Annotated in this window: 24 protein-coding genes; 3 read left to right on the top strand and 21 right to left on the bottom strand. The window is 48.1% G+C overall.

Translation table 11 applies throughout. The annotated features are described in order from the left end of the window. Position 1: 1 nt before the first annotated feature. The 21 genes from M1L52_RS06575 to M1L52_RS06475 all read right to left on the bottom strand — a co-directional run bounded on the left by M1L52_RS06575 (position 2) and on the right by M1L52_RS06475 (position 22214). Entirely contained in the window at positions 2 to 748 is a 747-nt protein-coding gene (locus tag M1L52_RS06575; RefSeq protein ID WP_248614135.1) for a WecB/TagA/CpsF family glycosyltransferase, read from the bottom strand. 11 nt (positions 749 to 759) lie between these two features. Further along, positions 760 to 1830, bottom strand: a complete 1071-nt coding sequence (locus tag M1L52_RS06570) for a glycosyltransferase family 4 protein (protein WP_248614134.1) — start codon at positions 1828 to 1830, stop codon at positions 760 to 762. Positions 1831 to 1834: 4 nt separating this feature from the next. Further along, a complete protein-coding gene (locus M1L52_RS16465) occupies positions 1835 to 2440 on the bottom strand; it encodes a hypothetical protein (protein ID WP_317231475.1) in 606 nt (201 codons plus the stop codon). A 40-nt stretch (positions 2441 to 2480) separates the two neighbouring features. After that, positions 2481 to 3584 carry a glycosyltransferase gene (locus M1L52_RS06560; protein WP_248614133.1) on the bottom strand — a complete coding sequence of 368 codons (1104 nt, stop codon included), beginning with the start codon at positions 3582 to 3584 and terminating at the stop codon, positions 2481 to 2483. Next, positions 3571 to 4638: a glycosyltransferase family 4 protein gene (locus tag M1L52_RS16460; RefSeq protein ID WP_248614132.1), complete on the bottom strand. Its 1068-nt coding sequence runs from the start codon at positions 4636 to 4638 to the stop codon at positions 3571 to 3573. The genes M1L52_RS06560 and M1L52_RS16460 overlap by 14 nt, the downstream gene beginning before the upstream one ends. 87 nt (positions 4639 to 4725) lie before the next feature. Then, a complete protein-coding gene (locus M1L52_RS06550) occupies positions 4726 to 5691 on the bottom strand; it encodes a glycosyltransferase family 2 protein (RefSeq protein WP_248614131.1) in 966 nt (321 codons plus the stop codon). Between the two features lie 15 nt (positions 5692 to 5706). After that, positions 5707 to 6879 (bottom strand): ATP-binding protein, encoded by a 1173-nt coding sequence (locus tag M1L52_RS06545; RefSeq protein WP_248614130.1) that lies wholly within the window; start codon positions 6877 to 6879, stop codon positions 5707 to 5709. A gap of 197 nt (positions 6880 to 7076) precedes the next feature. Beyond that, positions 7077 to 8468 carry an O-antigen ligase family protein gene (locus tag M1L52_RS06540; RefSeq protein WP_248614129.1) on the bottom strand — a complete coding sequence of 464 codons (1392 nt, stop codon included), beginning with the start codon at positions 8466 to 8468 and terminating at the stop codon, positions 7077 to 7079. Next, positions 8468 to 9544 carry a glycosyltransferase gene (locus tag M1L52_RS06535; protein WP_248614128.1) on the bottom strand — a complete coding sequence of 359 codons (1077 nt, stop codon included), beginning with the start codon at positions 9542 to 9544 and terminating at the stop codon, positions 8468 to 8470. The genes M1L52_RS06540 and M1L52_RS06535 overlap by 1 nt, the downstream gene beginning before the upstream one ends. Positions 9545 to 9548: 4 nt before the next feature. Next, positions 9549 to 10982: a lipopolysaccharide biosynthesis protein gene (locus tag M1L52_RS06530; protein WP_248614127.1), complete on the bottom strand. Its 1434-nt coding sequence runs from the start codon at positions 10980 to 10982 to the stop codon at positions 9549 to 9551. 16 nt (positions 10983 to 10998) lie between these two features. Further along, positions 10999 to 11946 (bottom strand): hypothetical protein, encoded by a 948-nt coding sequence (locus tag M1L52_RS06525; RefSeq protein ID WP_248614126.1) that lies wholly within the window; start codon positions 11944 to 11946, stop codon positions 10999 to 11001. A gap of 59 nt (positions 11947 to 12005) precedes the next feature. Beyond that, positions 12006 to 12779, bottom strand: coding sequence for a sugar-transfer associated ATP-grasp domain-containing protein (locus M1L52_RS06520; RefSeq protein ID WP_248614125.1), 774 nt, complete (start codon positions 12777 to 12779; stop codon positions 12006 to 12008). Continuing rightward, positions 12710 to 13177 carry a hypothetical protein gene (locus M1L52_RS06515; protein WP_248614124.1) on the bottom strand — a complete coding sequence of 156 codons (468 nt, stop codon included), beginning with the start codon at positions 13175 to 13177 and terminating at the stop codon, positions 12710 to 12712. Before M1L52_RS06515 ends, M1L52_RS06520 begins: the two co-directional genes overlap by 70 nt. Positions 13178 to 13189: 12 nt before the next feature. Next, positions 13190 to 14323: a DegT/DnrJ/EryC1/StrS family aminotransferase gene (locus M1L52_RS06510; RefSeq protein ID WP_248614123.1), complete on the bottom strand. Its 1134-nt coding sequence runs from the start codon at positions 14321 to 14323 to the stop codon at positions 13190 to 13192. A gap of 20 nt (positions 14324 to 14343) precedes the next feature. Further along, positions 14344 to 15063: a WbqC family protein gene (locus M1L52_RS06505; RefSeq protein WP_248614122.1), complete on the bottom strand. Its 720-nt coding sequence runs from the start codon at positions 15061 to 15063 to the stop codon at positions 14344 to 14346. Next, the gene (locus M1L52_RS06500; RefSeq protein ID WP_248614121.1) at positions 15060 to 16181 is read right to left on the bottom strand and encodes a hypothetical protein; all 1122 of its coding nucleotides are present in this window, start codon (positions 16179 to 16181) and stop codon (positions 15060 to 15062) included. Before M1L52_RS06500 ends, M1L52_RS06505 begins: the two co-directional genes overlap by 4 nt. 124 nt (positions 16182 to 16305) lie before the next feature. Continuing rightward, positions 16306 to 17718, bottom strand: coding sequence for a radical SAM protein (locus tag M1L52_RS06495; RefSeq protein ID WP_248614120.1), 1413 nt, complete (start codon positions 17716 to 17718; stop codon positions 16306 to 16308). Between the two features lie 24 nt (positions 17719 to 17742). After that, positions 17743 to 18969, bottom strand: coding sequence for a hypothetical protein (locus tag M1L52_RS06490; protein WP_248614119.1), 1227 nt, complete (start codon positions 18967 to 18969; stop codon positions 17743 to 17745). A 155-nt stretch (positions 18970 to 19124) separates the two neighbouring features. Further along, a complete protein-coding gene (locus M1L52_RS06485; RefSeq protein WP_248614118.1) occupies positions 19125 to 19874 on the bottom strand; it encodes a YjbH domain-containing protein in 750 nt (249 codons plus the stop codon). Then, positions 19871 to 20737, bottom strand: coding sequence for a YjbH domain-containing protein (locus tag M1L52_RS06480; protein ID WP_248614117.1), 867 nt, complete (start codon positions 20735 to 20737; stop codon positions 19871 to 19873). The genes M1L52_RS06485 and M1L52_RS06480 overlap by 4 nt, the downstream gene beginning before the upstream one ends. Positions 20738 to 20819: 82 nt before the next feature. After that, positions 20820 to 22214 carry an exopolysaccharide biosynthesis polyprenyl glycosylphosphotransferase gene (locus M1L52_RS06475; RefSeq protein WP_248614116.1) on the bottom strand — a complete coding sequence of 465 codons (1395 nt, stop codon included), beginning with the start codon at positions 22212 to 22214 and terminating at the stop codon, positions 20820 to 20822. Between the two features lie 726 nt (positions 22215 to 22940). Between M1L52_RS06475 and M1L52_RS06470 the strand changes: the two genes are divergently transcribed. The 3 genes from M1L52_RS06470 (at position 22941) to M1L52_RS06460 (ending at position 26030) form a co-directional block, all read left to right on the top strand. Continuing rightward, positions 22941 to 23480, top strand: coding sequence for a C-GCAxxG-C-C family protein (locus M1L52_RS06470; protein ID WP_248614115.1), 540 nt, complete (start codon positions 22941 to 22943; stop codon positions 23478 to 23480). A 214-nt stretch (positions 23481 to 23694) separates the two neighbouring features. Next, positions 23695 to 24705 (top strand): phosphate acetyltransferase, encoded by a 1011-nt coding sequence (gene pta / locus M1L52_RS06465; RefSeq protein WP_248614114.1) that lies wholly within the window; start codon positions 23695 to 23697, stop codon positions 24703 to 24705. A 134-nt stretch (positions 24706 to 24839) separates the two neighbouring features. Next, entirely contained in the window at positions 24840 to 26030 is a 1191-nt protein-coding gene (locus M1L52_RS06460) for an acetate/propionate family kinase (RefSeq protein ID WP_248614113.1), read from the top strand. Positions 26031 to 26121 lie beyond the last annotated feature (91 nt).

The following is a 26121-nucleotide window of genomic DNA, read 5'->3' as shown; positions in this document are numbered from 1 at the left end:
TTTAATCGTTAATAAATTCTTTACTTATATAATAAAGGAACTTTACGGCGCCGATGATATATCGTCGCCACATTCTTCTCGGTTCCATAATCAGTCGGTGGAGCCATTCCAAGGAATTTCTTTGCCACGAAAGGGGAGCGCGTTTTTGGGTGCCGGCATAGAATTCGAACACGGCACCGACAGTTCCGCAATGGCAGTGGATATTTAGTTCGTCCCAATGTTGATATGCCCATTTCTCCTGTTTTGGAGCTGTCATGCCTATCCAGAGCAGGTCTGGGTCAGCACGATTGACGGCCCCAATCATCGCCTGATTCTCCTCATCCGAGAACTCAGGCTTAAAGGGTGGTGAAAAGGTTATAATGTCCAGATGCGGATAATCGACAGCCGCCCGTTTCCGAATCAAGGCCAGCACTTCTTCACTTGAACCAAGAAACATCACCTTACCCCTTACGTTCTCCCTCTTACATCTACCTTCAAGCCTTTCCATTTCAAAGATGAAAAGGTCCCATCCTGCAATGCGCAGGGCGGGTTGGCTCTTCGCCTTCAACCATCGGCAGGCTTTGACGAGGTGAGCACCATCAGGAATCAGATAATCCCCCTTACTGAGTGCCTCAGCAAACGCCTTGTCTTCTTGAGCCGTATTATAAGAGTGGACATTGATGGTGTTGATAAGTATTTTCCCGGCAGGAATCCTGTCAAGTTCCGGCATTGTGCAGATTATGTCGAGCGTCTTGAGTTGAAGTAACATAAGCATGAAGGTTAAAGGTCATAAATATTATTGAGCTTGTCTATATAGGAATCAGGGCTAAAGTGCTCGTGTATGTAGTTACGAGATGATTTACTCATCTGTTCTAAATTGTCTCTGTGGGTATGCAGGTAAGTAATCGCATCCACGATGGATTGTGTGTCTTTTACTTTGATGAATAGTCCATTTTGCCATTCTGTCACAACAGTCGGAATACTACCAACAGGCGTAATGACAGGAACCACTCCATAGCTCATACATTCGAGCAGGGACATTGGTAGTCCCTCGAAGAAGGTGGGCATAACAAGCACATCAAGGTCTTTCAGGAAGGCGTTCTTGCTCTCTCCACCGACTATTCCAGCATACACAAACTGATTTCCGAGCAGGTTGCTGAACTGCGGCAGATATTGTCCTTCATACTCTTCCGCTCCTGCGATTTTCAGACAAAACGGAATATGGCGTTCTTTTAACAGGCAACAAGCCTGCAAGAGATAGTCCATGCCTTTTGTCTCGGTGATACGGCCAAGATAGCCCAAGGTAAGAGGAGTTGAATGATCTTTATATTTGCGTTTAAAAGTCTGGGCATCTTTCAGGTCTACGCAGTTCGGCAGTGACACCACGTGTTTTGCATGGAATCTCTTTCTTAGAACCTCTGCTTCCATCTCACTCAGTGTAATGAAAGGCACATTCCAGGAAAATACGTATTTCAACATCTGTCGGAAAGGGAATGGGACGCTCTCGGATGTAAGATAAGCGCCACCATGAATGTGAATAATCATCCTGTTCCCATTCTTGAGTGCCGCACGCATAAAGGGTGTATCTCGTGTGATACCAAGTTTCTCCAATGGGAAGTTATAATGTACGATAGCATCGGGGTAGGTCTTTAGGAGGCACTTCCAGTCTTTATATTTTCGTATGATAGGATTTACCCTATAAATGCCGCCCTTTTCGACATCCTTCCGTCCTAATTCAAAATGCACATAGTTGTGATGTGGGTTGTTCTCTATGATAAATCGCGTCACAGCGGACAAACCGCTAACATTCTTCGTTGGGTCAAGTGAAGGTGAGACGATGATAACATCCATTTGCCTATTGATTTTTTTTCAGTGTTGTATTTGCAAAAATTGATTCCAGTTCTTCTTTTGAATACCTCTCATCTTCAGGGTATAAGGCTAATTCGTGTTCCATAATCTGTTCGATTGTCCATTTGAACTTGATGGGCTTGGCCGGTACACCGCCAGTGATGCAGTAGGGAGGAACATCTTTGTTGACTACAGCGCCAGCTCCAATAATGGCACCCCTCCCGATGGTAATGCCACTAAGAAGGGTTACATTCCGTCCTATCCAGACATCCGACTCCACAATCACGTCTTTGTCGTAGCCTTTTGGTTTCTCCTCTTCAGTAATCGTGCGGTAAAACCTGCCAACTATCATGGCGTGGTTTCCTGTCGTTACGCGCAGGCCTTCAGCTGCCCCGGAGTGTGGCTTCATGATGAACCGTGCATTTGTGACCATAATATCGGCATTTCGCAATCCGTTGTCACCATAGAGGAACACGTTCTTCGGGTTGTCGATTCTTAGTGGAGGCATCAATGTGACGTCATCGGCAATATAGCCGAAACGGCTGCGCTTACAACTGCCGAAATAGTCTCTATAAAGGAAATAAATACCTCTGACGAATCTGTTTGTTCTCAATATCGAGTGTAACCACATTTTTGAAAAACTTTAAATAGTATTACCGATTGAAGAAATCCATATATTTTCTTGCACAATTCTCTATCGTATAAGCACTGTCATCTTTCATCTTGAGCGAATTCTGTCGCAATTCACATAAATGCTGATACGAATATTCCAAAGCATCCAAGTATTGCCCGACTGTGTGCCCTTCGCTCAATACACCATTCACTTTGTTCTCAACGACATCCACCGCGCCACAAACGGGTGTCGACACGATGGGCAGGCCCACAAGGCTTGCCTCCAACAGGGTGATAGGCATACCCTCATAATCCGATGACAAGCAGAACACATCTGCATGGAGCATGTAATCACCCACATTCTTGCGCGTTCCTATAAAATGCACATGAGTCCCGGCCTTTGCCCGTATGGATTCCCCTAATTTGTTCTCAAAACCGGGACCGATGATGACTAAATCTGCATGGTAACCCTTTTCCACGAATTTGCCAAAAGCCTCTACCAAAAGCCTCTGGTTCTTTACTAGATTGCATCGTGCCACATGAAGATAGATACGACTGTCTGCTGCGCTTTTATAGGAAGCCATTTCCTCTCTCGTTTCATCAAATCTGTCCGTGGGCACTATAGGCGCCCTGCCATTGGGAATGCATGCTCCTTTGATCTTAGGATAAACATCTATCATGTCGCGGTAATTGGTTTCGCTCAGTGCTATAAAACCCATTCTCTGTTGATAGCCAAACGTTTTGACAAGAAAGCGGTAGAACAGAGAATCGTATCCGTTATGAATATCGCTATGAATGGTTTGATAAAACTTCATTTTCCGATGGAGAAGGAAGATGGCCAGAATGCAATAGTGTGGCATTTTATCGCCGTGCAGGTGAACGATGTCCGCCTTCTCCTTTTTTATCGCTTTGTGGATCTTGACGACTGTATGTACAGAATAGCCTTTGCCAATCCCGACATTTTTGTATGTAACTCGGGCGGCCAAATCGGAAGCATAAAACAGATCTCGTTCTGGCTCGACAGAATCATCTTTCAGTGCCATCAGAGTGACTTCATTGGCCTTCGAAAGTTCGTTTGTCAGGTCAACGGCAAAACGTTCTGCGCCACCAGGACGAAGGTTAAATACAACTTCAAGGATTTTCATAACATTTCAGATAGTCATCTGCAATCGTCTCCCAACCCATATCCTTCATCCATATTTCCTTGATATGAGTTCTCATCGTATTCCGTTTTTCCTTGTTTGAATATAAGTCCATGATGCCATTTGCCAAATCGTTCACATCACAAGGATTAACAACAAGCCCTGTGATGTTGTGTTGAACAGAAACTGCAAGCGCTCCCACATTGGTTACAACCATTGGTACACCTAATGTGAAGGCTGTTTGAATAACACCGCTTTGCGTCGCATCCTTGTATGGACAAACGCCAAATTCGCAAGCCCGAAGCATGCCTGCTAACTCCCTGGTACCTATATAGTGATTGATGATTCTCACATAGTCCAGCTTCTTGTATGGCTCAATGTCAAAATAATATTTCCCACCGCCGGCTACCACCAACATGAGTTCAGGATAGCGGCTATGCACAATCTTCATGGCCTCCAAGAGGTATTCTACGCCCTTGTATTCCACAATCTGTCCGAAAAAGAGGATGAACGGCCTATCGCTCTGGAATGGCAGTGGGTCAACATACAGTATGCTGCTGTACATCCCCAGTTTGTTGATATATATATGGTTATTAGGGACATGATAATAGGATGCGAATGCTGAAGACTGCCTATTGTTGAGTAAGACGAGTTTTGGGATAAGCCTAAAGGCCATTCTTCTATCCCTCTCCGTCATTTTGTTTGTAAAACCTGAATGCCTGAAAGGATCATGAACGGTCAACACCAACTTATTCTTTATCAGATATAATAATTTCTGTGTCAAGCAAGGCTGTTGGGTTAAATGAATGACATCCGGCTTCTGCATCAAAAAATGGATGACCAATCTCACCATCAAAAGTAAGTTGACAGGATGAAATTTCTGCTTGTGCCTTTGATTGACGACGTAAACATGCGAAAGGTCGAGTATGTTACAGAAGTCATTGAACTCCGGGTATATTTCCGTTGCGGGATAGATGCCTGTATGCGGATACAACTCTTTCAGGTCAATGAGTGTTGACCGCTTGCTAAAAGATGCAATAGAGATGTAGTATCTCACGTCATGGCCTCTGCGTTGCAATTCCCCTATCAACGGGAAATCGCAATCGGCATAAAAAGGGGAACTATAATATATAATCTTCATTTTTCACTCCTTAGTATCTCCATAGAGCCATACAGACCATTTCCTGATTCGGAAGTAAATCCCGTCAATAAGGAAGGCGAAGAAATAGATCAGCGGCCTGTCCCAGTGGCGCCCGTGTGCGGCAAAGAAAGTGTCAAAGGCTTCCTTGATGCTTTCCTTGCTGACAAATCTTCTGTTATAATGTATAAAGAGGATAAAGAACGCTCTGTTTGTGGCGTAGATATCCGTTTTCTCTGCAAAATACTGATAAGCCCAGTTCAGGAGTGCCATCTGAGCTCTCAATTTACGTTCTGCTATTTGGCGTGAATAGTCGGGGGTGATATTCTGTGAACTTTGCCGCCAACATACTCTTGCATTGGGCACAGTACACATACCCTTTCTGCCAGAGAACACAATCCACGCTACCACATCGCTGCCCCATGCCAAATCATATTTCGGGAAACCGTCCATTTGTTCATAGACTTTTCGTGAGAACACATTCTCCACGACAAAAGCTGTCAACCGCCCTGAATTCTTGCCACGGTAGAAACGATAGGCCGGAAGCACTGCCGGATAGTCTTGTTTCCGCTTTTTAAACGCTCCACGCTCGTTTATTATATCCACATTGAAGTGATAGACATCATAATATTCCTCCGTCTTCTCTATCTGCCGCAACAGTTCCTCCACACAATTCGGCTCCATCACATCGTCATCGCTGAAGAGCCAAATATAAGGCTCTTCCTTGCTCATGGCGATGCACCGCTCCCATTGAGCAACAAGGTCTTTGCCTCCTAAATTGGTGTCAAACCGCTGATAAACCAGATTTACTTTGTCTTTGTATTGCTCCACGATACTGCCTATAGGCTCAGGGCTACAGTCATCACCCACATACAAGGTGAAGTCCTTGCATGTTTGCGCCGTTATCGAATCGAGCGCAGCAGGCAGAAAAGTAGCCTTATAGGCTGGTATGATAATCGCAAGTCTCTTCACTTCAATGATCAATGCTCAATAGTTCAGTCCAAAAGTCCATAAGGGGATGATGTTGCCGGCAGCATATTCTATATCATCGCGCACTACATATCCTTTTGCCGCATCGGCAATTTGGCGTTTCCCTTTATTCCTGCCACCAACTTCAAAGGTCATGCCATTAATCTCAAAATCGCTGATGGTGGAAGAAATCACGTCGTGGTTTACGCGCATCTGGTTATAGAAGAACGTTTCCCGAATGTTGCCCACGTCAGTGTTTTCACTTCCCAGAACGTATGCCAAATTCGGATTGTCGATATATAATTTCTCCACCTTCCCCAACCCTCGGATGCCACCTGTCGTGTCGCGAAGCTGACCTATCATGCCGGCTTTCTCCATATAAAGGAAATAGTCAGGCAGCAAATTGCGGCTGGTTCCCACCATCGTTGCCAACTTGTCCATAACAGGTTTGAATGGCACACTCTGAGCAATGATGGCAAGCAGTTTCTTCAGTTTGTGACCAGTCGAAGGACTCATATTGGCATACTGTGGAATGTCGGTTTCCATTGTCTGACCCACCACTTGGTTGATGAGACCTTGAAAGTCTGGGTCGTTCCCAAAGGGATAATAGCCGTGCTGCAAATAGTCATAGAACAATGGTAGTGGATGGTTGACACCCTCTATGCCAGCCTGTCCTTGCAGAATCTGGTCTAATGAGCATATCGGCGTCTCTATTTGGTGGAACAGCTGTAGATACTCACGAAATGAAAGCCCCTGCAAGGTGTATATTAGCACGCGACGGCTAAGGTCAGCTTCTCCTTTCGTGATGTCAAGGACGGAAGACCCAGTGATGCCCACACGCAAATCGGGATGACCGTCGTAAATCTGTTTCAACTCACGCGACCACCCGGGATACTTGTGTATCTCATCGATGAAGAGTTGTTGGCCGCCCTCACGCACGAACTCATCAGCCAGTTCTGTCAATGTGTGGTTAGAGAAATATGTATGGTCTGCCGACACATAAAACAGCTTTTCTCCCCCCTGGTGCTCCTTGATGTACTGCAAGAACATGGTGCTCTTGCCAATTCCACGCGGCCCTACCAGTGCGAACATCTGGCGGTGCCAGTTGATATGGGTGAAGAGATAACGGTGGAAGCTTGTCGGCACGTGCGCCACCTGACTTTGCATAAACTGGGTTAATTGGACATTCATTGCATTCTCTTTTAATGAAACAGTGCAAAGATATAAAATTTCACTGGAAAAAGTGCAGGATTAGTTGTTTTTTGCACTTTTCAACGTGCAAATCATGCAAAGACGGTTTCTTTAACTTCAAATTTGACAGTAATGATTGACCTTATAGGCAGAAATGATGATGGCAAGTCGGTGGGTCATGTCAGATACTCGTTCACTCATCTACTCATTGCTTTCAGAATCACAATAAGTTGTTGCCTGCGAGTCAGCTTCCTACGTCTCGTCATTCTCCGTAATATGGCTTTCAGCTTGAGCCTACGCTCTTTAGACTCTATCATCTTCATGGTTATGCCAAGCAGCAGCATCGTGGGATAAACAGATCCTAACTCTCCCGTACCTATTGAGTAAAACAGGTACAGAGAAAGGATAGACACTCCCAAGCCTGTCAGTTTCTTCCGTCTTTTACGATTCCTCCAGAAATAGAGGAAAATCGCGGTATAGAAAGCCGCCCATAAAAACAGACCGATGATGCCTCGTTCAAGCAAAGTCTGCAGGATAACACTTTCCACGCCATAGAGATCGCGGACTGACTCTTGATCCTCAGTGTATATATATTCCCAATATCCTTTCCCCTGCCCTAACCATTCATGTCCTTCTATGTGGATAGCTACAGTCATGTATTGGGACATTCGCAATTGGAAAGAACTTCCACTTACCTCACTGTTTTCTGCGAAAAAGTCTGTCACCTGGTTGACTTTTTCCTCCACCGCAGGAATGGTATGATATGATATTACCATGAGCATCATGGCAATAATGCCATACACCACATTCCTGTTTAGTTGGAAAGCCCACATATAGTAACATGCAATTGACAATACTGCACTCACCCATACTGTGCGACATCCACATATCAATATTCCTATTGAACAACATGCAATGGCGATAATAAAATCCCTCTTGCTTTCCAAGTGCCGGTACCATCCATGTAAATGAAGCAACAATATGGCAGCGCACATATAGCCATAATCAAAGGCATAATTAAACATCGACTGAACCCTGAACCGGTCACTTTCCGTATAAATATCACCCAAAGCGACATCCCCATATCTTGTTGTCTGGCCTTCGGTCAAGGCATTGACAAAAATGGCATTCTTGTCTATATAATTGAGCACGCCAAAAAAAGTCAGCACAATCAGGCAATACAATGAAACCTGCAATATAGGCTTTAGTGATTTTTCTTTTCTGACAGCCCAGAAGGCATAAGCGATGGCAAAGTATTTGAACAGGAGTTCGTACTCAATCGTTTCTTTTATGCTTGTATAAGGGCTTGTCAATGCTGCCAACAGTGCCGAGAAACTAACTATCAGGAGTGGAATCCATAGGCAGGGCGTATTTCGCAATCTGTTGAAATGTCGCGGCATATCTCTCCATTCTGACAGCAGGAAAGCCACTTGCAGCAGTAAGTTAGCCTTGTGCAAAGGGATAACGGGTATATTTACCAGCGTCAGCGTCATAGCCCCCATGATGAGCATGGCCGCCTTCCATTCTCGCTTCACGTAGAACATCAGGCCACAGCACACCAGTGTGACTATGATAGCAACTATCCTCATTACTTTACAATTTTATTGATTCTGATTTTCAACCTCTCATACTTCAGTCTTACATAAGCCACTGGCAGCAAAAGACAAGACAGCCAATTGGATTTCAGCGTGTTATTTATAAGCTGAACATCCTTTTTGTTAAGCGCCATTATGAGGATAAGAATCGTGTAATGAATGTGCTGGCCTAATGACAGCGGCTTGCATTGCCCATTCATCACAAACCCGGCATAGTAGCGGTAGATATCCTCCCCCCAGTCATCGCCTTTCCTCCGCCCTGTTAGTATGATTCCGCTCTCCAATATACGGTAGCAGCCCGTTTGTTCCGGCAACCAGATGAAGTCACCCATCATGGCGGCACTCAATGTAAGGGCAAAATCCATCTTTATGGGACAGTTGGCGAAGGATTCTGATTTCCATACCTTATAGCGGTACATGCTGGTGAGCACCATGATGTAGTTGCCGTAACGGAGCAGCGTAGGCAGATTGTCACCGGAATGGGAACGGCCAGGATAATCTTTTATAAATGGTCTGCTTATCGGATTCCCTTCACCATCAATGGCCTGAAAGTTGGTATAGACCAATGTCGCCTGGGGATTGGCATCCAAGGCATCCGCCTGCTTTTGCAGTTTATGCGCGTCGGTCCAATAGTCATCACCCTCACATAGGGCGACATAGTCTATCTCATCAGTCACTTCCCGATAATATTTCAGTCTTAGCTTCTTAATACTATAATGATTGTATTTCAGCAGATAAACTGCAAAGTAGCAGTTCCTGTTCTCCTGATGGCGAGCCAGTGTCAGGTGGTAGTCTTCGGTTTCCTTTGTCCACTCTGTGTCAAAGTGGTCGTTCAGGTATTGTTTGATGACCTCTGGCTCCCCGTCCGTGCTGGCATCGTCCATGATGAGGCAGACGAACGGAAAGCTCGTCTGCTGCATGCAAAAGCCATCCATGGTATCCTTGATATAGGATGCCTGGTTGTAAGTGTTGCACCACACAGACACCTTAAAGGAAGCCTCACCCCCTGCCCCTCTCCGGTTGGAGAGGGGAGTAGTTACTTTGTTATCTATAATTTGAGCTTGTGCCATTATACTATCTCTTCTTCAGTATATCCTTTATCTCTTTATATTCGTTCATCTTGAACAGCTTGCAGTAGGTGAAGAACACTGTCGCCCCTACAGCAATCTGAATGGGAAGCACAATCCAGTAGCTCAGTGGAAGGAACTTCAGGAACCAGACCGGCAGGGCGATGGCTATAGCCAAAGCGTAGGAGGGGGCAATATCGCACAACTGCATCCAAGAACTGTAGCCTAACATACGACCTGAGTAATGAGAGTTGAGGAAGTAGGCTATGATGCCAATCACGGTGTTGGTCAAGAGCATGGGCATGATGCCTACGAAAGCGCCGATGAACAGGGGCACCAAGAGGATGATTTTCTTAATGACCTCGAGTCCGAGGAACAGGTCGCTGCGCCCCTGCACCTGTAGCATGTTCAGGTTGATGGCATGGAGCGGATAGAGGCTGTAATTGATGCAGATAATCGGCAGATAGGTGGAGGCCTCATGCCATTTGGGTCCTATCATACAGTAGATGAGCGGTTCGCTGACAGCACCGAGAGCGAACAAGGCTACGCTGGTGATGAACATACTCATACGGATGATGCGGCGGTAGGCAGATGTCATACGTTCCTTATCGTCCTGAATACTGCTCAGCACAGGATAGGTGACTCGTTCTACTACGCTTGTCAGGTTCGACGAGCACAGCCCGGCATAGTGCTTTGCTCGGGTATATTGCCCTAACGTTGCAGGGCTGTAGAATTTTCCCACCACCACCTGGTGCAGCTCTTTCCACACTGCATCAAGCAATACACTCACCATCATTTTCCACCCGAAGCCAAAAAGGTCGTGGAAACTATCCATAGAGAAGCGCAGTTTGGGCAACCACCTATTATATATATGTAGCAACATGGTGGTCACGGCTTGTGAAGTGAGTTGCTGGGCTACCAGTGCCCAGACACCGAAGCCCGTCAGTGCCATGCCGATGCCTACAATGCCGCTCAACGCAGTGGCAGCAATCGTAATCTTTGTCTGTGTCTTGAAGTCGATGCGTTTGGTCAGGCGTGTCTGCGGCACCATGCCCAAAGCTCCGATAATCAGTCCTATGGAAGCTACGCGCACCAAGACCGTCAGCTCTTCGCGCTCGAAAAAGCCGGCTATCAGGGGCGCACAGAGGAATGTAACCCCGTAGAGCAGCACGCTCATCGCGAGGTTGCAGATAAATACGGTGTTGTAGTCATCGTCGGTGGCATCCTTCTTGCGTATCAAGGCCGTGGTGAAGCCACCATTGACAAGGGCCGTGCATACCACGGTGACAATGCCCACGAGTCCTAACAGCCCATAGTCATCGGGCGACAGCAGTCTGGCCAGCACAATGCCCACCGCGAACTGCATGCCATAGCGTGCGGCATTATCCAGTGCCGACCAGCCTAAGCCCTTTACCGTCTTATCTTTCAGCGATTCTGCCATTCCTCAAAGCGTGTTCTTACCAATAACATCCGTTATCAACCTTGGAGCCGTTCTTGATTCTCTCGTTGTTGTTCGGACGTATCCAATATTCGTTGATCACACTGCTGTACTTAGGCTGCTGGGAAATCCACCGTTCGCCGTAAACTCCAAAGAGCATCTGCGTCCATCCTGCGAGGTGGAGTGCCACCTTTCCCCGGCGCTTCACATGCGCTGCCAGGCTCATGCCGTAGGCACCACATCCGATGATGGCCGCATCGTATTCGCATCGGTCAATCTCGTCCTCCATGTAGTGCAAGGCCTCAAACCAATCTCTGAACTGAGATGGCTCCCCTGCCAGCGTCTGTACGGCCTTGATGCAGATAAGCTCCTTGAACTCGGGCAGCACCTCGGGGTTGGTGAACAGCCGCTCGCGGTTATTCTCATATTGGTGCCTGATGCTCTCCACAAATGGGTGAACCACCACGACACGCTTTCCTTTTAGCCATTTCGTCCAAGGATTGCGAAAAAGCCATGGCGCATAAAACGCATCCAGATTCACCTTGACAGCCCCACGCCAGTAGTGCGCCAGATACTGCTCGTTGGGTATATACGATGCAATGATGTCAATCATTTGGCAGTCTTCCAACGCCTGCATTCCGAAGCGGTCGGCAGTTTCTGCGTCGAAAGGAAACACCCCGGAAAGAGTGTACAGCCAGCGGTTCGCTGCGCGTTCAGGGATGGGCACATCGCCGCGAATCATGGATATGTACAGCCTCCATCCAACCTTGTTTCTGCACAGATAGGACCTCAGAGCCTGATCGAACTCTGTCGTGCCCCACTTTGACAGCATGAAGCCCGATGTCCCCTTTCTGTTAAGCATTTCCAGAATGAGGTCGTTGCCGTCTTGATTCATAGCTTCGCAATAGGCCTCCGTAAAATATTCCGGATGCCTGATATGATATAACTTGCGTGCAACCTTCAACATAAATGTCAAGATTGGCCTATTTACGGGCTCTACGTACATCTTTGTTTACTTTTAATACTCTATGCCTCCGATTTAATGTTCTCAAATCTTGAAGGGTATTTGCCTTGCCACCAATATTCTTTGGTAGGATGGTAGCCGATGAAGTGTTCAAACTCCTCACGCTCACCCACATGATAAATGATCTGAGTGAGGAATTCAGCATTTTCGTTGCCTTCCATCACAATCCATTCCTTGTGCTTGTCATACACGAAATCCCAGCCAACGTAGCGCAGGGTAGGCACGCGCTCAGCCATTTCGATGGCTTTCTGGCAGAGCTGTCGCCAACGCGGAATCCTGATACCTTTGATGGGGATATGGGTGTCCGGATGGACAAGGATGGTTCTCCCAAACTCGTCTGCCCCCGGCGAATCAACAACGCCCGTGCCGATGTTGATGCCTGCCAAGATGCTACCAACTGCTCCCGCAGCAATAAAATTGCCCCCAGTTCCGATGCGAATACAAGGATACCACATACGTATATCGCCATCGCCAAAGTTGATGGTGTACATCCGTACGCTATTGACACTGGCAGGATGAAGCACAGCCATTTCCTCGCCTTGCTCAATCAGTTCCTCCACCAGCACACCCTTTTCGACACCACTATGATAATGGCTGTTTTCGGTCCCTATCTCTGAAAACAGTTGGTTGAAGAGCGTGTGGAGATTTGCGTTTCCAACCTCCACTTTGCGGACTCCCATCGACTGTCCGAGTCCGACGGGCTTGACTACAAACGAGGGATGACGCTGACAAAAGGCAGCAAAGGCCGGAAAGTCCTGCTCGCTTTCGAGTAGCACAGCACTTCGCGCTTGTAGGCATCCTTCAGCAGTTGGTAGGCATGCCACTTGTTGCGGAGCAGATGCAAGTCCTCCTTCTTGTTCAGATAGTCTATATAGAGGAACCGCCCCCTATATGTGAGATACTCGCGTTTCTTTTTGTCCGAAGCTCCTAACAGTTCGTTGAAGAACTCCTCGGTTGTGCCGATACCATATTGCCAGTAGTCGTAAGTAGCAATGGCAAACATATCCTCTATGCTCCTGCCGCCCGCTATGTCAGGTCTGATTTTGGCATGTGTTTCCAATTTCTTCTTAATGTCTTGGATGATCCACTGATTGTAGATTTCGGGATAAGCCTCTACTATCTCACGGCCTGTGCGAATCTGATAGGCCTCGTCTTCACTTGCGTACAGTTTCATAAATTCGCTTTTCTATTTGCAGAACAGGTTGTCAAATTCGCGGACTTTCTCTATAATGAGTTCCAAGTCATCATCGGTAATGGACTGATGAATTGGAAGGTTCAGTGTGTGGTCCGCGGCATAATCTGCATTCGGGAAATCACCTGTCACACCATAGCCGGGCACACGATGAAGAGGATAATATCTATATGTCGTATAGATACCATTCTCACGCAGGAATCTCGCAAACTCGTCACGCTTGCCGTTCTTAATCTGGATGTGATAGAAATAGTAGGATGTCTCTACATAATCAGGCAGGACGGGGGGAAGTTCAATCCATGAGAATTGTTTTAGATGCTCATTATAGTATTGATGTATCTCGGCACGCCTTTTCATATATGCCGGTAGCTTCTTCAGCTGTTCCAATGCTATAGCAGCCGTTATATTGTTCATAATGGCACGATGACCAAAACAGGAGATATCGAACTCCCACCACTTCTGAGCTACGGTGTTTGAATAGCCACTCTTAGCTTCCAAGCCAAAATAAAGCCATCGGTCAGCCTTTTGGCGGAGTTCCGGGGTGTTGAAATGAAGCATGGCTCCATCTCCGCAAACCAGAATCTTCATGGCATCAAACGACCACATACCCATGTCGCCGAAAGTGCCGACAGCTTTCCCTTTGTAGAAAGAACATACGCCCGCGTTGGCATCTTCGATGACTTTTATATGATGCTTCTTACAAAGTGCCATGATTTCATCCATTTCACAAGGGATTCCTCCATAATGCAGAAGCAAAAGGGCTTTTGTCTTGGGCGTAATGACCTTTTCAATATCTTCAGCACGGGCATTCAGCGTATGAGGGTCCACATCGCAGAGCACCATCTTGGCACCATGAGCACAAATGGCATTGCCGGCTCCGATAAAGCTGATGGTAGGGAGAATGACTTCGTCACCTGGCTGTATATCCATAAGGTGCATGGAGGAAAACAATCCCTCGCTGCAGCAGGTAGTCGTCAGAACCAGGTCTTTTGAAGATTTGATATGCTCGGCATACTTCTCTTCAAATTCCACTACTTTCTTGCCTCTCCCAATCCAATTGGACTCAAAGACTTTCTCAAGAGCGGCAAGCTCTTCTTTTCCTAGTGATGGCTGAAAAACATTAATCATAATATTCTTGTTTTGTATTGTTATGCAAAATGGTAACGATCCAACATATCGTGTATCTCATCGCGCGAACAGAACATCATCATGTCGATGATGCTCAAATCGGAGACAAACTCCTCAGAGAACTGCCTGTAGCGGATGTCATCGTCGCGACGCAGGAAGTGGAGGTTGATGCCCATCTCGCGGAAAGCCTCCTTTGTGTAATACTTTGTTCCGTTGATAGAGTTGATGAAGTTGGTATAACCGAAATGCTCGCAAGTACGACGGATCAGTTCCGGCGCCTTGCAGTCCCAGCGTGCAGTGACCTCAGACAGCAACCTGATTTCCGTCTTGATGCCTATATACTCAGCCACGGCTCTCATGTGCTTCAAGAGGAATTGCGTCAGGTCGGGTTCTTCGTCCAGCAGGATGGGCCTGATGACTTCCATAGCCTCGTTGTAATGTGGCGCTTTGCTGTAGTAGAACCTCAACACCCGGCACAGGTATTCAGCCTGTTTGCGGCTGACCACACGTTTCGTCTCGCAGATGAGGCGGTTACAGGAGGCGTGGCAGACTTCGATACCGAAATACTGTGGCTGGCCACCCTCGCCCAAGATGCGGTTGCGGTTAATCCAGTGGTGTTTAATATAGTGGACATTGTCTCCTATCAGGAATAAATCAGCAGCATGGATGAGTTGCCAATAGCCGATGTACGGAAAGAAGTATGGCTGCGTAAAGGCGATATAATGTTTTCCTTCAATCATAACACAAAACACTTTGTTTTCAATTTGTTATCGTCGCTGTGGATGACGCACATCTTGCGGTCATCCACTTTGTTGGTCACGGGGGCACTGCTGGTGCGGAACATGCCGCTGTCGAAATAGCGGTCGTCCATACACAGCATCATGCCGCACACATACTCGTCGTAATGCCTGCCCTCCCATACGCAGGGATAGGTACGCTGGTGGATAAATGGCTGGAGGATGTAATCGGGATTGCCCAGCGCACTCCTCCAGGTCTGCACATCGGTCATCACGCCGGCATACAGCCCTACACTCTTGCCTAAGTCGTATGGCTTCAGTATGTATTCATCTTTATGCGTCAGGGCATCCTCCCACACCTCCTTATACCTATTATTATATATATAGGTGGGGATAGTGTGCTGGCGCAGGAACACCGTTTCATCCTCTGTGAGGCATTGCTGTGTGAACTCATCGACGAAGATGAGACTGAGGAAACGCTTGTCGTGAGCGAGAAAGATGGTGCGGAAGTCGTTAAGCATCCGCGCATCTATCATGGCTTGTAACGTCTCCATGCGGAATGACAGCAGGTCGTGCTGGTTGAGTGCGCTCAGCACTACGGCATCGTGGCTCCACTGGTCGATGTGCGTTTCCACTTCTGCCGCTTCATAGATGGTCACCTCATGTCCGTAGTACTCATAGAACTTAGTGTAGAAGGTACTTTCGCTACCCCGGTCGCCGCTCTTCAGCACATAGACAGGACTATTTGCGGGGATGGCGTCGCGCATGCATGTCAGCAGCTCGTCGTAGCGGTTCTCCCAAGATGTGCCGGGATGCTCAGCCATAAACTGCTCTGCCTTGACCACCGATGGATAGTTGGCCCAGATGCCGTGACCGAAGAAGCGGCAGGTGATTTCCACCAGCAGCAGCCGTCCGTCGTCGCTGATGAGATAGTCAGGACGGTAGGCACCAGCCCGGAAGGGATAGCGGCTCTGCCTGTCCAGTATTTCCATCACCTTGTCGTCCAACGGCATGTACTGTGGCACCCACTCGCGGTAGTGCTCCGCCATATAGACGATGCACTTATAGAGCAGGGCCTGCATGCGCCGCAGTTCGTCGCGCCGCTCCGATGTAATCAGCATCGGGCGGTCGTGATACCACTGGTGGTAGTAGGCTAACTTAGCCTCGTCACAGAAAGCCTCAAAAGCCTCACCCCCAACCCCTCTCCGAGGGGAGAGGGAGTGATTACCTTTGTAGCTGGATTATTCATTTGCAAGTCTGTATACTCCCCTCTCTTTGGGAGAGGGGTTGGGGGTGAGGCTCCCAGAGTTTCGACTGGTAGCCCAAGCACTGGAAGCCGTTGCGGTTGATGATGGGGATGATGCTGGTGGGCACCTTCAACTGGTTGCGCACCCAGAAGCAGATGCTGGTGGACATGCCGATGGTGTCGGTATATTTCATCAGCCGCTGGATGTTCTCAATGGAGAGCGCACGGTTGGGGGCAGTGCGTCCGCGCTGCTTGCGGTGGTCGGCGTTCTTCGGACTGATATAGTCCATGTAGAGGTCGCGCTCCATGGTTTTGTCAAAATAGCCTAACCATTGTCCCAACTGCGCCAGGTTCTCCATGCAGGCGGTGAGGAACTCAGGCTTGTAGTTCACGATGCCGGCATCGTGGAGCATGTCGAAAAACTCCTTGATGTGCTCGTCGGTGAGGTAAGGCACGAAGATGGGCTGCACCAAAGCCGAGTTAGCCTGGATACCGCGCTCCTGACACATCTTGACGGCAGCCAGGCGCTCTTCTATTGGGGCGGCATAAGGCTCCAACAGGTCGCGGAATGGTTTGGGCATGATGCTCACCGATGTATTGAACTGCATCTTGTCCTTCAGTTGCTCGAAGAGGTCGAGGATGGTCTCGCCCTCGTTTTCTACCAGCAGATGTTTCGTACCGGCCTTCGAGGCAATGAAGAGGCGGGTATTGCTGTTGGGATAGCGCTTGAAGTGGGCAATGAACTCACGCAGGATGCGGTGGGCAATGCCGGTGTAGAGCGTCGGCTCCTGCAGGGCCTCGGTCTTGGGCGTGAAGTAATAGTAGTGGTTCCAGTTCTTGCCACGGCTCAGGGCCACAATCTTCCGCTCTATCTCCTTCTTCTTCTCCGGTGCCTCTTCGATGGCTTTGGCCAGTTCTTGCAGCAGACGGCTACGCTCCTGGATGTCCTCTTTGGTCACGGCATTGGGCATTTCACTGCAAGCACCGTTCATCTCTTCCAAGAGTTTGCGCACATAGAGGTGGTAGTTCTCATAGGCCACCAACTTCTGCTCGTGTACACCATCGGTCACCAAGCAGTACTGACAGCCCACGTGGCAGCCTTTGATAGGGTTCACCTCGAAGGTCAGCGTCGGGCAGCGGCCGGTGTAGTTGTGGATTTCAGTCTCCACGGTGTCGGGGTCACAGTCCTCCAAATAGAGCACCGACTTGGGAATGACGGTGTGTTCCTCCAAGCGTTTCATAAACAGTTTCGACCCTCGGATAAGTCCTTGCAGAGTTTCCTCAGAAGGTTCAATGGTTACACCGAGTTGCTTCAGATACTCGTCATCGACTATCTGCGGCTTGAAGTCCTTCAGGTTGTAGGCGTCAGTCTCATGTTCGTAGAGATTGCGCATCTCAATGGGTTGTTTCATTTTGCTGATTATATAATAATATGATTATCTGGATGTGCTTGGATAATCGCGGAGCAGGGAGTTACCATCAGCTCCCTCCACTTCAATGTGGCCAAGAATGGTGTTGATGTTCGATTGAAGTTCCTGCCAGCTGTCGGCTCGCACAAAGATGCGGCATAGCACTTGCAGGAAGAGGCCGGAGTACTGCATGGTGTCGCCCTCATGGTAGTATTGATATAGACCATAGACAAAGGGCAATTGTCTCACTTCATCTATTCCCTTGATGCGGGTGATTTGACCGTTTTTCAGGCCGATGCAGACAGTGGCATACCGACTGTGAAGAGGCTCTGCAAGTGCAGAGAAGTCCTCGCCAAACTGCCCCGTCAGCGCATGTTGCATATAGCAGGCCACAAGGTCTATGCCATTGTCCTCGTGAACCACACGAAAGTCCATGCCCCCGCTCAGACGGAAAGCATTGTCCATGATATAAGGCACACCATCACTGATGATGCCCTGGAACATGCAGGAGCCATTGTCGATGCCGAGGTCGTCAAACAGTCGCGACATGGGTTCGTAGAGCCTGCTGATGATGTCTGCCTCAGGCGAAGGGTAAAGGTCTAAGAACGGCTGTTGGGGAGAGGTGCCGATGGCATCGTAGAACACACGTCCTTTGGTATAGGGAAAATACGACTTCCCGTTTTGCCGCCATATCTCAAACTGGAAATAAGGCCCCTCAATGAACTTCTCGCAGAGGTATTCGCCCACAGTAGAGTGCCGGATGGCTTTGGCGATGGCTTCTTCCATCTCTGTCTGGCTATGGCAGACAGTAATGCCGAATGAACCGCCATTATCGACAGGCTTCACGATGACGGGGAAGGGAATGTCTTTGTCCTCTGAGCGAAAGGCTGGTATGGCAGGCATGCCGTAGCGCGGGCAAACTTCCTTGAAATGCTGTTTGTTCATCAGCACATCCCACTGTTCGGGCGTGACATGATAGTGAAATCCCGTCTTGCCGATGAATCCTACCGTCTTCCGGATGACCATCTCGCCAGAGCACGACAGCAGGGCATCGATGTGCTTCTCCTTGAAGAACCGTAACATCGCGGCCTCGTCGGTGCAGTCCATATAATATTGTTCATCGGATGCCTGATGCATCGGAGCCTCCGGCACATTGCCCACCGAGACAAGCACGATGCCATGCTTTCGGGCATAGGCCGTCACCTCGTCCACCACGGTGTTGGCCCCGAATACAGCGAGCCTCTTACCTTTCATTTGTATGGTCATGATTTAGCATTACAATTAATAACTCTTTCTATTTCAATATGCTTTTTCGTCTCTTTTGAAGACGGTCTTGGCCGTCAGCCAGATGATGCGCAGGTCGAGTCAGAAGCTCCAATGCTGGAATAAGCCTGTCTGGTTGTGATGGATTATCTCAATTCTATCCTAATTGCGGCTCCTGCAGACGGATAGCGGCACTTGATGAGTGAGGCCTGCAGCTGCACATAGCGGAACAATACGCAGTCGGCACCTATGTTCACTCCATCACCGTCGTATTCAGCTATGGCACGCAAAGGAGTGTATATTGATGGGCGCAGAGTGATACCTCCTACCACGCCATTCCACCTACTATTATATGATTTCGTCCATTTCCGATAAGCCAGATGTCCGCCCACTTCGCCAAATGGCAAGTCGATATGCTTGGAGGCTGCCACATAGAAATTGCGGAAATAGAAGCTCTGGGAGTCACCGTCGCGCTGACCTATCACATCGTTGCCGCCTATCACCACCGAGGGCCAGTAGCGTCCTTCGCTTAGTGGACGAACACGAACTGAGAAATAACGATCTTTAGAATAGAAGCCTATCTCGTTAGACTTTTTATTTAAGTTCTTGCGGAATTTCATCAGGGTAAAGCTATAGCCCACCTCAAGCCATTTCAGCGGCATGGCTGATATATACCAGTTGGATGAAGCATATTTTTCTCCATCAAAGCGCATGCGGTCGGGCATCATGTCTTTGGGAAGTGCATGTACGCCGAAACGCAGATTCTCAATGGTATCCATCTCTGCCGACGGTACATGCAGTAGTCCCGTCATGCCAGTATATTGCTGGGCAAAGAGAACGCAGCCACCTACAGGCAGAAGCAGCAACAGAAATAGTAAAACAAGTCCTTTTTTCATCGCGCCACCTCCTTTCCGAGTCCCCAGTCCACATCAACTAACCGTTCACGACTGTTCTCTTCAGGATCAATCATGTATGTCTGCATGGAGTGACCATCGACACGAGAACTGTTAGAAAGCAGGAAGTTAGATGCGGGGCGTACAACCACTTTACGACTGCTCTTCTTATAAGGGGGCAACATCCATATTATCTTAAAGCCACCGTTGGTGTTGTACCGCTTTTGGTCATAAGTATTCACCTCCAGCTCCCCTATACGGAATTGAGCAAAAGCCAGCAACGTGACATGTTTGAAATGACGCATTACATCCAACTGAGAACCATAGTCGCCATCAATATATCTACCGCCTGACAGTCTGAACTCTATATTGTAGGGCTGTAGATACACATCGGCTCCAACCTGACCTGTCACCTTGTAGTCACTATTAAGGTCGGAATCATAGTGTCCTTTGAGATCCGTACCCATGATCCAAGACCCAGTATATCCTGCCTGCGCATTCAACAAGAGCCATGAATTAACAGGCCAAGCCCACCTTGCATCAAAGCCATAGCGTTCGTTGCCGAACAAGCCTGCCGTAAGTCTGAAGTGCTGATTGACACCATTGAAATGCAGCTGGCGTGACACCGTTGCCATATTGAAACGCCAGTATTTGTTGGTGATATCACGAAAGGTATAACCATCGCTGACAACGGGAATAAGCCCCTGGGCTGCTATCGACCAGTCATGCCCCAGATGCCAGCGAAGTCCGGGCGTGGCATTAATCTGCACGTCGTATAGGCGCAGCCAGTTCGTATCGGCATAGCCCAAGGTGGCCCCGCAGAACAGTTCCAACTGCCTGACAGGAGTCGTTTCCTGCTGCGCCATCGTCTGAACGCAACAGGTCAGGGGCAAGAGCAAACTGGCTATAATTATTAATTTACGTAGCATGCTATTTGTATTAGGGGTCTCAATAGGCTTTTTTGTCTCTAACAAATATTGTCTTGACGGTCATCCAGATAATACGTATGTCAAGCCACATGCTCCAATGCTGGATATACCAGATATCACGCTCCACGCGACCTTCCATCTGCCACAGCTCACGGGTCTCGCCACGGAATCCTGTCACCTGAGCCCAGCCGGTAATGCCTGGCTTAACGAAGTGGCGCACCATGTACTTGTCTATCAGCTTGTCGTATTGCTCTGTATGGGCCAGCATGTGGGGACGGGGACCCACGATGCTCATATCACCGATGAGCACGTTCCAGAACTGTGGCAGTTCGTCAATGTTGGTCTTACGCATGAAGTTACCAAACGGAAACTTACGTGGGTCGTCCTTGGTGGCCTGTACCCTATCGCTGTCTGCGTTCACATGCATGGAGCGGAACTTATAACAATAGAACTCATGTCCGTTGAGACCAGTACGACGCTGACGGAAGAAAACAGGTCCTGGACTCTGACATTTTATTATCAACACAATGAACGGAAACAGAAGTGCTGTAGGTAACAGGAAGAGAACAGAAAGGACAACATCAGCAAAACGCTTGACAAACCTGTTCAGCGAATCTTCCAAAGGACTGGTATAGGTGGTCAAAACGCCGATTTCATCAATTGACACCGGGTGAAGGTTAAGCTTCTCCTCAGATGTTGGCAAGTAATAGAACTTGGAAACGAAGTGGTTGCACAAGTTGGCTGTACGCTCAATAAGATCACGTTCATTGCGCGGCACACACATATAGACCTCATTGCCAAGATGAAGATTCTCAGGATGGGACAGCAAGGTCTTGAAATCACCGATGCTGCCTTGATGAGGCATACCTTCTATGTCACCATAGATATTTTGAACTTTATAGCCCAAAGTAGGATTGCTTACCAGCTTATGGAAAAGGCCCTGTAATTCCGGGTCGGAGCCAACAAAGGTCACCGTATGGGTGTTGTAGCCCGATTTACGTATCTGCTTAAGTAGCCAACGCTCCAGAAAGCGCAGCACGAGAATGACCAACAACATGACCAAGCCCATTGCGAAGAGCCTCCATCCGAAACGGCTAATAAAGTGAATAGCACGGAGCAACAGATAGGAAAGCAATGTCTGCGTGGCCACCAGCAGGGTGCTACGACGCAATATATTGTTGGCACCCACAACTCGCTCACCAATGGTAGATGAGAAACAGTACTCGGCCACAATCATTGCGAAAGTACATGCCATCCAGAACGTTCCTTCATTTTCCGGGGCCCATTTCTCTGAAGAAGGGATAGATTCCACAACAAAATAAAGCAAGATCCACATCACCACGAAGTCTAACGCGATGACTATTGCCTTAATCAGTCTGTTAGTGCGATTTTTGTTGTTTATTCGTATTTGCATTGCTCAATCCGATATATACGAAAAGAAGGTTCTGGAGACGTTGCCTCTGAACCTTCTTCTGCTTATCACCTATATTCTTGCGCGCCATAAGCACATCTTACCGACACCCCTGTTTGAGAGCTTTTCGCTTCGGGGATGGTATCAGGGGTAAGCCCGACACTGAGAGGATTTGCCTCGCCTCTTCGAGTAGTCACATTAGACAATGTGCTCATGATGTCAAGAATCGACTACAAAATTAATACTTTTTTGAAAATAAAAAGCGTTTAATGCCAGAAAAAGCTATTTTATGTTGCATTTTCACTATTATTGTTATGTTTTACTGAACTTAACGACAGTTTCCTGAACATTAATTGCCATATAATTGATACATTAATTTGTCGTTAATTACTATAATTAGTATTGAGTAATACAAGTTCTTAAGTTGTTAAAGACTTCTTGCTGTTTTGTAATGCACCACTGACAATACTGTAATCTAATTCTGACTAAGCCAAAAACCAAACTCGTCGAGTTTGGTGACCAAAGTCGACGAGTTTGGTGACCAAAGTCGACGAGTTTGTAAAAAAGTATAGTCAGAGCTACATCACAACTTTGTCTCCGCCATTTTACAGTATAGTCTAAAGAATATTATGTCTCTATAAGAGAAGCAAACACAAGGGATTGCAGGTGGACCCGGAAAACTTTAGTGATTTATTTCAGTAATTTGGAGAAAAGTTGTACTTTTGCAGCATGACAGACAACGAATTAGACGAAAGAGTAGCCCATGCGGTGGAATACTTCATGCAGGGATATGGCTGCTGCCAGAGTGTGGTGGCCGCATTTTCAGATATTTACGGACTTGACGAGACCCTCGCAAAAAAGATTGCCGCTGGTTTTGGCGGAGGCGTTGGTCGCCTACGTATGATGTGCGGAGCAGTATCAGGCATAGTGATGCTCGTGGGACTTGACTGCGGCCAGACGGAAGGCAGCGACCGAGAGGGGAAGTCAGCCTGTTACAAGGTGGTGCAAGACCTTCTGGCAAAGTCGAAGGAGGATAACGGCAGCCTCATTTGTGCTGAGATTCTCGGCATAAAGGGCTACGAGAAAGCCCCGTGCAGCTATGTCGCCTCTGAACGCACAGCCGAGTACTATAAGTCACGTCCCTGTGCTGCGAAGGTAGAGAGTGCAGCCCGCATCTTTGCCAACTATCTGAAAGAGAAATCATGTAAGGCAAACGACAAAGAAGCCGAAAGAGCCAAAGCCTGTAGCAGCAGGCCATTCTCCGCGTGATACGTATGGTGGGCACAGACCAGGGGACTACCGCCATTAAAGCGCTGTGCCCCGAGGATGTAACGTTCGACGAAATACGCCTGATGCTGTCAACAATTCAGTCATAACACTAAAATATTATTAAATATCTGAATGGCACTATGTTATTCAGATATTTTTTTACTACTTTTGCAAGCAGTATATACAAATCTATATTTTAACAAATCAACAAACTATGGGATTAATTGAACAGATTATTGCGCGTGCTAAGAGCAACAAGCAGCGCATCGTACTCCCCGAAGCAGAAGAGGAGCGCACACTTTGTGCTGCCGACCGTGTATTGGCAGACGACATTGCCGACCTTATCCTTATCGGTAACCCAGAGAAGGTTCACGCTCTTGCAAAAGAGAAGGGTCTGACAAACATTGACAAGGCAACACTCATCGACCCGCTGAACTATGAGAAGAGCGAAGAGATGGCACAGCTGCTCACCAAACTGCGTGAGAAGAAGGGTATGACCATCGAGAAGGCTCGCGAGTTGGTAAAGGATCCTCTCTATCTTGGTTGTATGATCATCAAGACCGAGGGTGCCGACGGTCAGATCTCAGGTGCGCTCTCTACAACAGGTGAGACACTGCGTCCTGCTCTGCAGATTATCAAGTGCGCTCCTGGCATCACATGCGTCAGCGGTGCAATGCTTATGATTACCGACAAACCCGAGTATGGTGAGAATGGTGTATTGGTATTTGGCGACGTTGCCGTAACTCCAATGCCCGATGCTAACCAGCTTAGTCAGATTGCCGTTTGCACAGCACAGACAGCAAAGTCTGTTGCAGGCTTTGCAGACCCACGCGTAGCAATGCTCAGCTTCTCTACAAAGGGTAGCGCTTCTCACGAGGTTGTTGACAAGGTGGTAGAAGCTACTAAGCTGGCTAAGGAGCTTGACCCATCACTGAAGATTGATGGTGAGCTGCAGGCTGATGCCGCCCTCGTTCCATCTGTAGGCACGAAGAAGGCTCCTGGTTCAGAGATTGCCGGTAAGGCTAACGTACTGGTTATGCCTTGCCTCGAGGTAGGAAACATCGCTTATAAGCTGGTTCAGCGTCTCGCTGGTGCTACTGCTATCGGTCCTATCCTTCAGGGTATCGCTCGTCCTGTCAACGACCTGAGCCGTGGTTGCTCTGTAGAGGACATCTACTACCTCGTTGCCATCACTGCTTGTCAGGCAATGGACGCCAAGAAGTAAGACCCACCCCCAACCCCTCCCTGTATGGAGGGGAGTGGATACAATTAGAATAATCATTTAAAGAATGCCCCTATAACTCCTATTGGTAAATACTCCTCCCCATACAGGGGGAGGCTGGGAGGGGGTCGATAATTATGAAAATATTAGTATTGAATTGCGGTTCATCGTCAATCAAGTACGCTTTGTACAACATGGACGATAAGAGTGTGATGACAAGCGGTGGCGCAGAGCGCGTAGGTCTTGACGGCGCTTTCGTTAAGGTGAAGCTCGCTAACGGCGAGAAGAAGCAGATTATGCACGACATACCCGAGCATACAGAGGGTGTGAAGTTCATCTTCTCTTTGCTCACCGATCCAGAGATTGGTGTTATCAAGGATTTGAAGGAGATTGATGCCGTAGGTCACCGCATGGTGCACGGCGGCGAGAAGTTCAACAAGTCTGTGCTCCTCACCGACGAGGTGCTGGCTGCATTTGAGGCTGTCAGCGACTTGGCCCCACTGCACAACCCTGCAAACCTGAAGGGTGTCAACGCTGTTAAGGAGCTTATGCCTGGTCTGCCACAGGTAGGCGTGTTCGACACTGCTTTCCATCAGACCATGCCTGCCAAGGCATATATGTATGCTATTCCTTACGAGTATTACGAGAAGTATGGTGTTCGCCGCTATGGCTTCCACGGAACCTCTCACCGCTATGTATCTGCACGCGCGTTAGAGTTCCTCGGCATGAAGACTGAAGGTACCAAGGTCATCACCTGTCACATCGGTAATGGCGGTTCTATCGCAGCTGTCGTTGACGGAAAGTGCATAGATACGTCAATGGGTCTCACCCCACTTGAAGGTCTTGTCATGGGTACACGCTCTGGCGACATCGACGGTGGCGCAGTCACCTTCCTTCAGAAGAAGCTCGGTCTCGATGCCGATGGTATGAGCAACCTGCTCAACAAGAAGAGTGGTGTTGCCGGTATCACAGGAGGCTCAAGCGACATGCGCGACGTGGAAAATGCAGCCAAGGCTGGTGAGCCACGTGCCGTACTGGCTCAGGACATGTATTTCTATCGCATAAAGAAATACATCGGTGCATACGCTGCTGCTATGGGCGGTGTTGACGTTATCGTGTTCACTGCCGGCGTAGGTGAGAACCAGATAGGCATGCGTTCTGCCGTATGCGAAGGTCTGGAGTTCCTCGGTGTGAAGTTCGACGATGCAAAGAATCAGGTTCGCGGCGAAGAGGCAATCATCTCTGCCGACGACTCAAAAGTAAAGGTTGTAGTCATTCCTACCGACGAGGAGCTGATGATTGCCACCGACACTATGAACCTCCTGTAAAACACAGCTATTAAGAGGTTTACAAATAATCTTCTATATGGCCTGCCACATGACTCAACTGTGGCAGGCCACTTTGTTTTATTTGTTGGCG

Source organism: Prevotella sp. E13-27, assembly GCF_023217965.1.
Taxonomy (GTDB): Bacteria; Bacteroidota; Bacteroidia; order Bacteroidales; family Bacteroidaceae; genus Prevotella.
This window is presented reverse-complemented; position numbering and strand designations above follow the sequence as displayed.

Coding starts and splice junctions, on each gene's coding strand:
- M1L52_RS06485 (WP_248614118.1), bottom strand. CDS start 19,874: ATGAAAAAAGGACTTGTTTTACTATTTCTGTTGCTGCTTCTGCCTGTA.
- pta (WP_248614114.1), top strand. CDS start 23,695: ATGGGATTAATTGAACAGATTATTGCGCGTGCTAAGAGCAACAAGCAG.
- M1L52_RS06560 (WP_248614133.1), bottom strand. CDS start 3,584: ATGAAAATCCTTGAAGTTGTATTTAACCTTCGTCCTGGTGGCGCAGAA.
- M1L52_RS06500 (WP_248614121.1), bottom strand. CDS start 16,181: ATGCTGATTACATCGGAGCGGCGCGACGAACTGCGGCGCATGCAGGCC.
- M1L52_RS06530 (WP_248614127.1), bottom strand. CDS start 10,982: ATGGCAGAATCGCTGAAAGATAAGACGGTAAAGGGCTTAGGCTGGTCG.
- M1L52_RS06470 (WP_248614115.1), top strand. CDS start 22,941: ATGACAGACAACGAATTAGACGAAAGAGTAGCCCATGCGGTGGAATAC.
- M1L52_RS06510 (WP_248614123.1), bottom strand. CDS start 14,323: ATGATTAATGTTTTTCAGCCATCACTAGGAAAAGAAGAGCTTGCCGCT.
- M1L52_RS06545 (WP_248614130.1), bottom strand. CDS start 6,879: ATGAATGTCCAATTAACCCAGTTTATGCAAAGTCAGGTGGCGCACGTG.
- M1L52_RS06570 (WP_248614134.1), bottom strand. CDS start 1,830: ATGGATGTTATCATCGTCTCACCTTCACTTGACCCAACGAAGAATGTT.
- M1L52_RS06515 (WP_248614124.1), bottom strand. CDS start 13,177: ATGAAACTGTACGCAAGTGAAGACGAGGCCTATCAGATTCGCACAGGC.
- M1L52_RS06535 (WP_248614128.1), bottom strand. CDS start 9,544: ATGGCACAAGCTCAAATTATAGATAACAAAGTAACTACTCCCCTCTCC.
- M1L52_RS06525 (WP_248614126.1), bottom strand. CDS start 11,946: ATGTTGAAGGTTGCACGCAAGTTATATCATATCAGGCATCCGGAATAT.
- M1L52_RS06460 (WP_248614113.1), top strand. CDS start 24,840: ATGAAAATATTAGTATTGAATTGCGGTTCATCGTCAATCAAGTACGCT.
- M1L52_RS06480 (WP_248614117.1), bottom strand. CDS start 20,737: ATGGCGCAGCAGGAAACGACTCCTGTCAGGCAGTTGGAACTGTTCTGC.
- M1L52_RS06575 (WP_248614135.1), bottom strand. CDS start 748: ATGTTACTTCAACTCAAGACGCTCGACATAATCTGCACAATGCCGGAA.
- M1L52_RS06475 (WP_248614116.1), bottom strand. CDS start 22,214: ATGCAAATACGAATAAACAACAAAAATCGCACTAACAGACTGATTAAG.
- M1L52_RS06505 (WP_248614122.1), bottom strand. CDS start 15,063: ATGATTGAAGGAAAACATTATATCGCCTTTACGCAGCCATACTTCTTT.
- M1L52_RS06540 (WP_248614129.1), bottom strand. CDS start 8,468: ATGAGGATAGTTGCTATCATAGTCACACTGGTGTGCTGTGGCCTGATG.
- M1L52_RS06490 (WP_248614119.1), bottom strand. CDS start 18,969: ATGAAAGGTAAGAGGCTCGCTGTATTCGGGGCCAACACCGTGGTGGAC.
- M1L52_RS06495 (WP_248614120.1), bottom strand. CDS start 17,718: ATGAAACAACCCATTGAGATGCGCAATCTCTACGAACATGAGACTGAC.